This is a genomic window from Xanthobacter versatilis (assembly GCF_043193975.1).
Classification (GTDB): Bacteria; Pseudomonadota; Alphaproteobacteria; order Rhizobiales; family Xanthobacteraceae; genus Xanthobacter; species Xanthobacter autotrophicus_E.
The window spans coordinates 239,074-251,086 of sequence record NZ_JBAFVB010000001.1 but is presented as its reverse complement, the minus strand read 5'-3'; the positions used below and the strand labels follow the sequence as shown (position 1 = coordinate 251,086).

Genomic DNA, 12,013 nt, shown 5'->3' with positions numbered 1-12,013 from the left:
AAAAAATCTACAGTGCCCGCCCCTCGATCACCAGCGCGCCGTCGCGGTCGCGCAGCAGCGGGAGCGGGGCGATGCGGCGGTGGAAATGCACCATGAAGGCGGTGCCGAACACCGGCAGGATGAGGTTCAGGATCGGCACGAAGAGGATCGGCGCGATCAAGAGCCCGGCCACGAAAACCTGCACCCCATGGGCCTGCCGCAACCGCCGCGCCTCTTCCGGGGTGCGATAGCGCATGGCCGCCAGCTCGAAATATTCCCGGCTGATGAGATAGGCGTTGGCCACGTAGAAGATGATGACGTTTACCCCTGGCACCAGCAGCAGCAGCAGGGCCGCAAGGTTCACCGCCAGCACCACGCCGAAGAAGCGCAGCGAATAGAACAGGGAGCGCAGCACCGGCTGGGGCTGGCCCGGCGGATCCATGGGATAGCTCGCCTTCTCCACCCGCTCGGCCACGTCGTCCAGGAACAGGCCCGCCACCAGCGAGGACACCGCCGGCATCAGGTAGATGATGCCGAAGACGAGGCCGAAGCCCGCGATGATGGCAAGGGTGGTCTCCACCCAGGGATAGGACGGCACGTGCACGAAATGGGTGAGCGCCGCCTCCAGAGCGATGGCGAGGACCACCAGCAGCAGCGCCGCCAGCGCCATGGACTTCAAGAGCATGCCGCGCAGCAGCGGCGAGAAGGTCTGGCGAAAGGCTTCCAGGGCAGAAGCGAGCATGGCACCGTCCGGGTTTGAACCAAGCGAGAAGTAAGGTGCCGGCCGCAGCGGCTCAAGGCCCTGCGGAACGAAGTCGGCCCGGCGCGCTCACAGGGTGACCTTCACCCGGTTGGTCACCTGCAGCACGCCCCATTGGTGGAAGCGCTCCGAATACAGGCGCCGGATCTCGGCGAGGCGCGCGGCCGCCTCGGGCGTGTCGGGATGGTAGATGAGGACGAGCCGCATGTTCTCCTGCACCACCTGCGCCGTGCCGTGGGCCTCGCCCTTCACCTGGCCATAGGCGGCGATGACGGTGAGGCCATCGGGAAAGCGCGGCGTCACCTCCTCGGCGAGGAAGCGCGACCATTCCTGCTCGCTGACGCCGCTGCCATCGGCGCTGGCAAGGCCGAACAGCAGCTTGGTCTCCACCAGATCGGCGGAGAAGCCGGGCGCGAGGATCACGGGGGCTGCCTGCTCGGCACGGGCCGGCACCACCGCCGGGCTGGCAAGAACCACAGCCAGCACGGCGACGGCCAGAAAGGCGAAGGGCGATCGCGGCATGGACACTCCGGATGGGGTGGAGGATTCGCCTCCCGATTCAACCGACGCCTCTGCGGCTTGCAACCCGGCAGCAGCGAAAAAAGCCCGGCGCAGCTCCCGGCGGCGGTCGCCGCAGGCACGGTGACGGTCCCCCCTCGGTCCCGCTTGATCCATCACGATCTCACGACAGCCGGGACGCGAACGAACGTTCACTCTTGCTCGCCGCAGTGCAGCGTGATAATGCGAACGAACATTCGCTCTCATTTCTTCCGGCGCGCGTTTGCCGATGGACCCCTGCCCATGACCTCTTCCACGGCGCCCGCCCAGGCCACATCGCTGCCAAACGCCAAGCCCGCGAGCCGGGCCGACCACCGCTCGGAGCAGCGCCAGCGCATCCTCGATGCCGCCGTGGCCTGCTTCTCCCGCGACGGGTTCCACGGTGCCTCCATGCAGAAGATCTGCGCCGAGGCAGGCATGAGCCCGGGCGCGCTCTATCGCTATTTCCCCTCCAAGGAATCCCTCATCGCCGCTATTGCGGAGGGGGAACGGTCGGAGCGGCTCGCCTTCTTTGACGCCGTCTCCAAGGCGCCGTCCGTGCTCGACGCCCTGACCGACTGCACCGCCGCGATGATGGAGGAAGGCTGCCTCGCCACGGCCCGTCTCGGCCCCGAGGTCATGGCAGAGGCCATCCGCAACGCGGACCTGCGCGCCGCCGTGGAGCCCCACGAGGAGGAGAGCCGCGTCCAGCTGAAGGCGGCCCTCGCCAATGCGGTGGCCCAGGGGGAGGTCGACCCGGCGCTGGATCTCGACACGGTGGTTCTGCTGCTCCAGATCATCGGCGATGGGGTGCTGCTCCACCATCAGCTGCATCCCCAGTGGCGGCTTGCCGAGCGGCTGCCGGCGTTCGCGCAGCTGGTCAAGCGCATGCTCGCGCCCGATGCCCCGGTGCCGGCGGAGGCTAAAGCGTGACCGCAATGCCACAGCCCCTCGCAAGCGGTGCCGCAGCCGCCTTCCGTCACGTTAATGCCGTGGTCTCGCCCCACGGTCCCGCCCCGATCCGGAAAGAGGCTTCCCTCATCATGTCCGCCACCGTCCGTCCTGCGACCCGCGCCGCGTTGGCGGCGGCCGTTCTCCTCGCCTGCGCCGCGGCGGCGCCCGGCGGCGGCGTCCTGGCGGCGGAGCCGGCCAAGGCCGCCGAAAGCCCGGCGCCCAAGGCGCCGCCCGCGCTGTCGGTGACGGTGGTGAAGCCCAGGCCCGACACCATGACCGACACCCTCCTCGTCACCGGCACCCTGAAGCCGCGCGAGGAGATCGAGGTGGGCCCGGAGATCGAGGGCTACCGCCTCATGGAGATCCTGGTGGAAGCCGGCGACAAGGTGGAGAAGGGCCAGGTGCTGGCCCGCCTCTCCCGCGAGGTGCTGGAGACCCAGCTGGCCCAGAACACCGCCTCCGCCGCCAAGGCCCGCGCCGCCATCGCCCAGCAGCGTGCCGCCCTGGACCAGGTCATCGCCCAGGAGACCGAGGCCACCGCGGCAGTGGAGCGCACCCGGCAGCTGCGCAAGACCGGCACCTCCTCCCAGGAGCAGCTGGACGAGCGTGAGCGCGCCGTGAAGGTGGCCACCGCCCAGGTCGCCGCCGCCCGCGAGACCCTGATCGCCGCCGAGGCGGAAGCGGTCTTCGTGAAGGCACAACGCGACGAGCTGGAGGTGAAGATGAAGCGCACCGATGTGCGCGCCCCTGCCGCCGGCCTCATCCTGTCGCGGGAAGCGCGGCTCGGCGCCATCGCCCTCTCCACCCGCGCCGCGCCCCTGTTCCGCATCGCCGAGGACGGCGCCATGGACCTTCAGGCGGACGTGCCCGAAAGCGCCATGCCGCGCATGAAGGACGGCCTCATTGCGCAGGTGCAGCCCGCCGGCTTTGATGCACCGCTGGACGGCAAGGTGCGCCTCGTCTCCGCCGAGGTGGACCGCGCCTCGCGGCTCGGCACGGTGAAGATCGCCCTGCCCGACGACCCGCGCCTGAAATCGGGCGCCTATGGCCGCGCCGTCATCAACCTCGGCGAGGTGAAGGGGCTCACCGTGCCCCAGTCCGCCGTCATGTTCGATGCCGACGGGGCCTATGTGCTGACCGTCACCGACGGCATCATCGGCGTGCGGCGCATCGTGGCCGGCCTCAAGAAGAGCGGGCGCATCCTTGTCGCCAGCGGGCTTGGCGCCGACGACGCCGTGGTGGCGCGCGCCGGCAGCTTCCTGCGCGACGGCGACCGGGTAACCCCGGTCACCCAGCCGCTCTCCCTGGGCGAGGCACGCTGATGGCCGTCAACGTCTCCGCCTGGGCGATCCGCAAGCCGGTCCCCTCTCTCGTCTTCTTCTTCATCCTGGTGGTGCTGGGCATCGTGCACTTCCGCGGCCTGCCGGTGACGCAGATGCCGAACATCGACGTGCCCATCGTCATGGTCACGGTCACCCAGTCCGGCGCGGCGCCGAGCGAGCTGGAAACCCAGGTGACCAAGAAGGTGGAAAACGCCATCGCCGGGGTCGCCGGGGTCAAGCACATCACCTCCTCCATCTCGGAGGGTGCCAGCATCACCACGGTGGAATTCCATCTGGAGACGCTGGTGGACCGCGCGGTGAACGACACCCGCGACGCGGTCACCAAGATCCGCCAGGACCTGCCGCGCTCCATCGACGAGCCGCAGGTGCAGCGGGTAGATATCGAGGGCCTGCCCATCGTCACCTATGCGGTGTCCTCCCCCGACATGACGACGGAGGAACTCTCCTGGTTCGTGGACGACACCATCGCCCGCGCGCTGCAGGGCGTGCGCGGGGTGGCGCAGGTGAAGCGGCAGGGCGGCGTCGACCGGGAGATCCGCATCGCCCTCGACCCCGACCGGCTGATGGCGCTGGGCATCACCGCCGCCGAGGTGAGCCGGCAATTGCGCGCCACCAATCTCGACGTGTCCGGCGGGCGCGGCGAGGTGGGCACGCAGGAGCAGTCCATCCGCACGCTCGCCGGTGCCACCACCATGGAAGGCCTCGCTGAGACCCGCATCGTGCTCTCCAACGGGCGCTTCGTGCGCCTCGGCGACCTGGGACAGGTGATCGACGGCGCCGCCGAGCAGCGGGTGTTCGCGCGCCTCGACGGCAAGAGCGTGGTGGCCTTCGGCGTCTACCGCGCCAAGGGCTTCTCCGATGTCACCGTCTACGACCGGGTGAATGAGGACCTCGCAAAGCTCAAGGCCGCCAATCCGGGCATCACCATCACCGAGATCGACACCACGGTCCGCTTCACCAAGTCGGACTACCAGTCGGCCATGCACACGCTGATCGAGGGCGCCATCCTCGCGGTGATCGTGGTGTTCCTGTTCCTGCGCGACGTGCGGGCGACGCTGATCACGGCGCTCGCCATCCCCCTGTCCATCCTGCCCACCTTCTGGGTCATGGACATGCTGGGCTTCTCGCTGAACGCGGTGAGCCTGCTCGCCATCACGCTGGTTACCGGCATCCTGGTGGACGACGCCATCGTGGAGATCGAGAACATCGTGCGCCACATGCGCATGGGCAAATCGCCCTATCGCGCGGCCATCGAGGCGGCGGACGAGATCGGGCTCGCGGTGGTGGCCACCACCCTCACCATCGCCGCCGTGTTCGCGCCGGTGTCCTTCATGGGCGGCATCGCCGGGCAGTATTTCAAGCAGTTCGGCCTGACGGTGGCCATCGCGGTGCTGTTCTCGCTGGCAGTGGCGCGGCTTATCACGCCGCTGGTGGCGGCCTATTTCCTGCGCGACACCGGCCACCGGGAGACCGGTGACGGGAAGGTGATGCGGGGCTATGTGCGCCTGTTGTCGTGGTCGGTGCGGCACCGCTTCGCCACCATCGGCATGGGCATCGCCATCTTCATCGGCACCATCTTCCTCTCGACGCTGCTGCCGTCCGGCTTCCTGCCCACCAACGACATCTCCCGCGCCCTGCTCTCGGTGGAGCTGCCGCCCGGCACCACGCTGGCCGAGACCCAGAAGGTGTCCGACGACATCACCCGCACCCTGCTGAAGCTGCCGGAGGTGAGGAGCGTCTATGCCACCGCCGGCTCCGGCGGCTCGGGCGGCCTGTCGCTCACTGCCGGCGAGGTGCGCAAGGCGCAGATCGTCATCAACCTGAAGCCGCGCGCCGAGCGCGACATGGACCAGAAGGCGTTCGAGACCGCATTCTCGCGCACGCTCGCCGCCATTCCCGACGCGCGCTTCTCCTGGAGCCAGAACGGGCAGAACACCCAGCGCGGCTTCCAGGTGGTGCTCTCCGGCAATGACGGGGCGGCGGTGGAGGATGCCGCCATCGCGCTCGAAAAGGACATCCGCACCCACGTTCCGGAACTGGCCAACGTGGTCTCCTCGGCGGCGCTGGACCGGCCGGAAATCCGCATCGTGCCCAAGCTCGACGAGGCGGCGGAGCTGGGGGTCTCGGTGGACACCATCGCCGAGACCGTGCGCATCGCCACCATCGGCGACATCTCCGCCAACCTCGCCAAGTTCTCGGCCAAGGACCGGCAGATCGACATCCGCGTGCAGCTCGACGAGAAGGCCCGCACCAGCCTTGCCACCTTCGACGCCCTGAAGGTGCCCACCGCCGCCGGCGGCGCGGTGCCGCTCTCGGCGGTGGCGGACGTGCGCTTCGGCAAGGGCCCCACCGCGCTCGACCGCTACGACCGCGCCCGACGCATCGCGGTGGAGGCCGACCTTGTGGGCGAGACCCCGCTGGGCGACGCCCTCGCCCATGTGAAGGCCCTGCCCACGGCCCAGCGCCTGCCCGCCGGCGTGACCCTGAAGGAGGCGGGCGACGCCGAGATCATGGAAGAGGTGAACACCGGCTTCGCCATGGCCATGGCCGCCGGCCTCATGCTGGTGCTGGCGGTGCTGGTGCTGCTGTTCCACGATTTGCTCCAGCCCATCACCATCCTGGTGTCGCTGCCGCTCAGCGTGGGCGGCGCCTTTATCGCCCTGCTGATCACCGGCAATTCGGTGTCCATGCCGGTGATCATCGGCTTCCTGATGCTCATGGGCATCGTGACCAAGAACGCCATCCTGCTGGTGGACTTCGCCATCGAGGCCATGCACCAGGGAGTGGAGCGCACCACCGCCCTGATCGAGGCGGGGCGCAAGCGGGCGCAGCCCATCGTCATGACCACCATCGCCATGGTGGCGGGCATGGTGCCCTCGGCCATGGCGCTGGGCGAAGGCGGCGCCTTCCGCGCGCCCATGGCCATCGCAGTCATCGGCGGCCTCATCACCTCGACCGTGCTGTCGCTGGTGTTCGTGCCGGCGGTGTTCTCGGTGATGGACGACCTGAGCCACTTCCTCGGCCGCATCTTCGGCCGTTTCATCGGCGCCAAGGACGAACCGGGCGACCACCACGCGGGAACGCCGCCCCACGCGCGCCCCGGCCTGCCCCGCGCCGCGGAATGATCCCGGACACATGAGTCAAGCGGGGCGGGAGAAATCCCGCCCCGCTTGACTCATGCTCCATTGTGTACCATTCAGTACATTATTGACTGATCGGTACAGGAGAAGACTATGAACCAGCGCCCCCCGCTTCCGCCCTTCACCGTGGAGACCGCCGCGCAAAAGGCGCGGCTGGCCGAAGACGCCTGGAACAGTCGCGATCCGGAGCGCGTGTCCCTCGCCTACACGCCGGACAGCCGCTGGCGGAACCGCTCGGACTTCCTGGTGGGCCGTCCTGCCATCGTCGCCTTCCTGACCGCCAAGTGGCAGAAGGAGCAGGACTATCGGCTCATCAAGGAGCTGTGGGGCCTCAACGACAACCGCATCGCCGTGCGCTTCCAGTACGAGTGGCACGATGCGGACGGGGCGTGGTACCGCTCCTACGGCAACGAGCAGTGGGAATTCGACGAGAACGGGCTGATGCGCCGGCGCGAGGCCTCCATCAACGATGTGGCCATCCGCGAGAACGAGCGCCGCTTCCTGTGGCCGCTGGGCCCGCGCCCGGCCGACCATCCCGGCCTCACGGAACTGGGCATGTGAGCTTCAGGGACAGGGACAAAAGACCGCCATGGCACGGACGGTGAGCGAGCGCGCGGACATCCTGCCCCTGCTGGGCGAGGTGTTCCGCGAGCACGGCTTCGAGGGGGCGAGCCTTGCCCACATCACCGCCCGCACCGGGCTGGGCAAGGGCAGCCTCTATCACTTCTTCCCCGGCGGGAAGGAGGAGATGGCGGCCGCCGTGCTGGCGGAAATCGACCTCTGGTTCGAGACCAACGTGTTCGCGCCGCTGCGCACCGAAGCGGACGGCGCCGCCGCCATCCGCGACATGCTGGCCCGCACCGACGCCTATTTCCGATCCGGCCGGCGGGTGTGCCTCGTGGGTGTGTTCGCGCTGGGCGAGGTGCGCGACCGCTTCTCTGAAGCGGTGCGCAGCTATTTCGCCCGCTGGCGCGATGCGCTGGCCGATGCGCTCATCCGGGCCGGCCGGCCTGCAGCGGCGGCAGACGAGGAGGCCGAGGACGCGGTGCTCGCCATCCAGGGCGCGCTGGTGCTGGCCCGCGCGCTGGACGATGCCGCAGTCTTCACCCGCACCCTGGCGCGGCTGGAGCGGCGCCTGCTTCAGGGCCTTGGCGGACGGTCAGATCAGAACTAAGTTCATCGGATTAATAACTGACTTGACGCGTTCGATAAAGAGAACGATATTGGGAAGGAACATTGCCCCATTACGGACGGGCGTCGCCATGATGATGTGTCGCTGAACCCAGCTGGAACCCGCCGGAAGACACAGCTTATTGAAGCTTTTGTGGACCCGCGGCCGCCACGTCGTCCCTGAAACGTGACGCTCGCCTTTGTTCGCGCTACCCTTCCGCCGTCCTTCACGGCAGGACACGGGGTCCGGTCTAGCGAACAGGCGGCAAGCCCGGAGCCTCCCGTGAACGCCCCACTCATCCTATCGGCGGATCAAGTGCAGACCCCCTCCCCCGCCCCGCCCGCCTCGCCCGCCCCTGCCACGGCGGCTGCGCGGCCGATCATTCGCTTCGAGAAGGTGGCGAAGATCTTTGCCGCGCGCGGCGCCAGCGCGCAGGTCGCCGCCCTTTCCGACATCACGCTGGACGTGCCGGAAGGCGCCATCCTTGGCGTCATCGGCCGGTCCGGCGCCGGCAAGTCCACCCTCATCCGCCTGGTCAACGGGCTGGAGCGGCCGAGTTCCGGCCGCGTCACCGTGGACGGGGTGGACATCGGCGCCCTGGACGAGAAGGCGCTGCGCGCCGAGCGTCGCTCCATCGGCATGATCTTCCAGCATTTCAACCTGCTGGCGCGGCGCACCGCCTTCGACAACGTGGCCCTGCCGCTGGAGATCGCCGGTGTTCCCCGCCGCGAGATCAAGGCCCGCGTCGAGCCCCTGCTGGAGCTGGTGGGCCTCTCCGACAAGCGCGACCGCTATCCGGCCGAGCTGTCCGGCGGGCAGAAGCAGCGCGTCGGCATCGCCCGGGCGCTGGCCACCCGCCCCCGCGTGCTGCTCTCCGACGAGGCCACCTCGGCCCTCGACCCCGAGACCACCAACCAGATCCTCGCCCTGCTGCGCAAGGTGAATGCCGAGCTCAACCTCACCGTGCTGCTCATCACCCACGAGATGGCGGTGATCAAGGCGGTGGCCGACCGGGTGGCGGTGATCGACGGCGGCCGCATCGTGGAGGAAGGCGCCACCTACTCTGTCTTCGCCGCGCCACGGCACGCCACCACCCGCTCCTTCCTCTCCGCCCTCACCGGCCAGAGCCTGCCGCCGGAACTGGCCGACCGCCTGAAACCCGTGCCGGCGGAAGGCCGCGAGGCGGTGCTGCGCATCGTCTTCACCGGCAACCATGCCTCGGATCCCGTGCTGTCGCGGGTGTCGCGGCTGCTGTCGGTGGATGTGAACATCATCCAGGCTCAGGTGGACGAGATCGCCGGCGCGCCCTTCGGCGTCATCATCGTCTCGGTTCCCGGCGACGCCGCCACCGTCTCGGCGGTGGTCAATGCGGTGGAACGGCTTCATCTGTCCGCAGAGGTGCTCGGCTATGTTTGATCTCAGCTTCGGCCTGCTGCCGCCCTCCATCGTCGACCTGATCCTCGATGCCACCCAGCAAACCCTTTATATGGTTGCGGTTTCCGGCGTTCTCGGCACCCTCGCCGGCCTGCCGCTGGGGGTGTTCCTCGCCACCAGCCGCAAGGGCGAATTGTTCTCCGCGCCCCTGGCCAACCATGTGCTCGGCCTGGTGGTGAATGCGGCGCGCTCCACCCCCTTCATCATCCTGGTGGTGGCCATCATCCCCTTCACCCGGCTGGTGGCGGGCACCTCCATCGGCACCAATGCGGCCATCGTGCCGCTGACGGTTGCCGCCGCGCCGTTCATCGCGCGCCTGATCGAGGCGGCGATCCGCGAGGTGGATCAAGGACTTGTGGAGGCCGCCCGGGCCATGGGCGCAAGCCCGCTCCAGATTGTCGCAAAGGTTCTGCTGCCCGAGGCGCTACCGGCCATCACGCTGGCCCTGACGCTCGCGGCGGTGTCGCTGCTCGGCTACTCGGCCATGGTGGGCGCGGTGGGTGGCGGCGGGCTGGGCGACCTCGGCATCCGCTTCGGCTACCAGCGCTTCATGCCGGAGGTGATGGCGGCGGTGGTCATCGTGCTCATCCTGCTGGTGCAGGGGGTGCAGACCATCGGCGACCTCATCGCCCGTCGCCTCGACAAGCGCAGCCGCTCCTGAACTTCACCGACATCGACACGTTCGACTTCTACACGGAGACTTCCATGAAAGCCCTCGCGACTGCCGGCGCGCTCGCCCTCGCGCTCGCCGCCGGCCTCATCACCGCGGCGTCCGCCGAGACCATCAAGGTCGGCGTCACCCCCGGCCCCCACGCCCAGATCCTGGAGAAGGTGAAGGCCGAGGCGGCAAAAAAAGGCCTTGATATCAAGGTGATCGAGTTTTCCGACTATGTGGTGCCCAATGCCGCGCTGGCGGGCGGCGACCTGGAGGCGAACTCGTTCCAGCACCAGCCCTACCTCGACAACCAGATCAAGGATCGCGGCTACAAGATCGTGCCCGTGGGCCTGACGGTGAATTTCCCCATCGGCGTCTATTCGACGAAGTACAAGACCTTCGCCGATATCCCCGCCGGCGCATCGATCGGTATTCCGAACGATCCCACCAACGGCGGGCGCGTCCTGCTGCTGCTGGCCGACAAGGGCTTCATCAAGCTGAAGGACGGCGTCGGGGTGAAGGCCTCGGTGGTGGACGTGGTGGACAACCCCAAGAAACTCAAGTTCGTGGAGATCGACGCCGCCCAGCTGCCGCGCTCCCTGCCCGATCTCGCGGCGGCCGGCATCAATACCAATTATGCCAAGGAAGCCGGCCTCGACCCGGTGAAAGACCCCATCCTGCGCGAGGACCCCAAGGGGCCTTACGTGAATGTCATCGCGGTGCGGGCCGAGGACAAGGACAAGCCCTGGGTGAAGACTTTGGTGGAAACCTACCAGTCTCCCGAGACCAAGGCCTTCATCCTGGAGACCTTCAAGGGCGCCGTGCTACCGAGCTGGTAACCCGACGGGCCCTTATGCAGAGGGCCTGCACGGGACGTCTTCCGAAGGCCGATGGGTTCACCCCATCGGCCTTTTTTATTTCTTCACCGCCAGCAGGAACAGGCGCGGGAAGGCCAGCAGCACCTTGCCGTCCACCCGCGGCCGATAGCAGTCGGAAAGGCGGGCGGCATAGTCCTCGAGAAACTCGGCGCGCTCGTCGCCCTCAAGCGGATCGAGGAAGGGGCGCAGGCCTGTGCTCTTCAGCCACTCGACGATGGCTGAAACCCCGTCCAGCGGGTGGTTGTAGATGGTGTGCCAGATGTCCACCCGCGCCGCGTGGGGCGCCAGCATGTCGTAATAGCCGCCGGGCTCCGGCAGCACGGCGCGGGCGCGGGAGGCCTCCGACAGCTTGTCGGCCCAGGGGCCGGACATGGCGCTCTCCCGCATGGCCACATGGGACGGCTCGTCGAGATTGTCCGGCATCTGCACCGCCAGCACGCCGCCCGGCGCCAGCAGGGTCATGAGCCGCGGCAGCAGGGTGGCGTGGTCGGGCACCCATTGCAGCACCGCATTGGCGAAGATGAGGTCCGCCGGCTTGTCGAGCGTGAACGTGGAGGCGTCGCCCGCCTCAAAGCGGGCGTTGGGCAGGCGCGCGCGGGCGGCCGCCAGCATGTCCGGCGAGGTGTCGAGCCCCAGCACCTCGGCTCCGGGAAAGCGCTCCGCCAAAAGCTGGGTGGAATTGCCGGGGCCGCAGCCGAGATCCACCACGAAGCCGGCGTCCGCCAACGGCACCTGTGCCAGCAGATCGCGGGACGGACGGGTGCGCTCGTCCTCGAATTTCAGATACTGGCGGGCATTCCAGTCGGCGGCCATGAATGGTGCTCCCTCAAGGCGGATCCCGCCCGGGCGAGGCGCCTTCTCGCTGAATGAGAGCGCGCGCTTTGCCGGTGATTCCGTCTCACATTCTCAGGACTGGAAGGTTCCACGCATCCGGGGTGCGATGCAATCGGCCTCAGCCGTGCCGCTGCGCCGCACGGGAGCCGGCGCGAACCGGGACAGGCGCGCGGGAAATGCGGGACCTGGTGGAATGGCGCAGCGCCGGGGCGAAGGCGTCCGGGGGCGAAGGTATGGGGGCGCGGTTTGGGCGCGCGCTTTCGGAGGCGAGATTTCGCAGAGCAGCCGCGAGGGTCAATGGACGCGGTCAATGGACGGGCCAATGGCA

Annotated in this window: 11 protein-coding genes; 8 read left to right on the top strand and 3 right to left on the bottom strand. The window is 68.5% G+C overall.

The window, feature by feature from the left end; all coding sequences use genetic code 11:
* Positions 1-7: 7 nt before the first annotated feature.
* Both V5F66_RS01035 and V5F66_RS01030 read right to left on the bottom strand, forming a co-directional pair.
* A complete protein-coding gene (locus tag V5F66_RS01035) occupies positions 8-721 on the bottom strand; it encodes a sulfate transporter family protein (protein WP_012113172.1) in 714 nt (237 codons plus the stop codon).
* A gap of 87 nt (positions 722-808) precedes the next feature.
* The gene (locus V5F66_RS01030) at positions 809-1,261 is read right to left on the bottom strand and encodes a DUF3574 domain-containing protein (RefSeq protein ID WP_394093020.1); all 453 of its coding nucleotides are present in this window, start codon (positions 1,259-1,261) and stop codon (positions 809-811) included.
* A 279-nt stretch (positions 1,262-1,540) separates the two neighbouring features.
* On the opposite strand from V5F66_RS01030, the gene V5F66_RS01025 reads away from it, so the two are divergent.
* The 8 genes from V5F66_RS01025 to V5F66_RS00990 all read left to right on the top strand — a co-directional run bounded on the left by V5F66_RS01025 (position 1,541) and on the right by V5F66_RS00990 (position 10,812).
* The gene (locus V5F66_RS01025) at positions 1,541-2,209 is read left to right on the top strand and encodes a TetR/AcrR family transcriptional regulator (protein ID WP_394006367.1); all 669 of its coding nucleotides are present in this window, start codon (positions 1,541-1,543) and stop codon (positions 2,207-2,209) included.
* A 110-nt stretch (positions 2,210-2,319) separates the two neighbouring features.
* The gene (locus tag V5F66_RS01020) at positions 2,320-3,552 is read left to right on the top strand and encodes an efflux RND transporter periplasmic adaptor subunit (RefSeq protein WP_394006366.1); all 1,233 of its coding nucleotides are present in this window, start codon (positions 2,320-2,322) and stop codon (positions 3,550-3,552) included.
* Complete coding sequence (locus tag V5F66_RS01015; protein ID WP_394093019.1) at positions 3,552-6,698, top strand: efflux RND transporter permease subunit; 3,147 nt, start codon at positions 3,552-3,554, stop codon at positions 6,696-6,698. The genes V5F66_RS01020 and V5F66_RS01015 overlap by 1 nt, the downstream gene beginning before the upstream one ends.
* Positions 6,699-6,806: 108 nt before the next feature.
* Complete coding sequence (locus tag V5F66_RS01010; RefSeq protein WP_394006364.1) at positions 6,807-7,274, top strand: nuclear transport factor 2 family protein; 468 nt, start codon at positions 6,807-6,809, stop codon at positions 7,272-7,274.
* 28 nt (positions 7,275-7,302) lie between these two features.
* Positions 7,303-7,887, top strand: a complete 585-nt coding sequence (locus V5F66_RS01005) for a TetR/AcrR family transcriptional regulator (protein ID WP_394093018.1) — start codon at positions 7,303-7,305, stop codon at positions 7,885-7,887.
* Positions 7,888-8,166: 279 nt separating this feature from the next.
* A complete protein-coding gene (locus V5F66_RS01000) occupies positions 8,167-9,300 on the top strand; it encodes a methionine ABC transporter ATP-binding protein (RefSeq protein WP_394093017.1) in 1,134 nt (377 codons plus the stop codon).
* Positions 9,293-9,979 carry a methionine ABC transporter permease gene (locus tag V5F66_RS00995; RefSeq protein WP_394093016.1) on the top strand — a complete coding sequence of 229 codons (687 nt, stop codon included), beginning with the start codon at positions 9,293-9,295 and terminating at the stop codon, positions 9,977-9,979. Before V5F66_RS01000 ends, V5F66_RS00995 begins: the two co-directional genes overlap by 8 nt.
* Positions 9,980-10,023: 44 nt before the next feature.
* Positions 10,024-10,812, top strand: a complete 789-nt coding sequence (locus V5F66_RS00990; RefSeq protein WP_394093015.1) for a MetQ/NlpA family ABC transporter substrate-binding protein — start codon at positions 10,024-10,026, stop codon at positions 10,810-10,812.
* Positions 10,813-10,887: 75 nt separating this feature from the next.
* Here V5F66_RS00990 and tam read toward each other — a convergent pair whose 3' ends face one another.
* Positions 10,888-11,664, bottom strand: coding sequence for a trans-aconitate 2-methyltransferase (gene tam / locus V5F66_RS00985; RefSeq protein ID WP_394093014.1), 777 nt, complete (start codon positions 11,662-11,664; stop codon positions 10,888-10,890).
* Between the last annotated feature and the right edge of the window lie 349 nt (positions 11,665-12,013).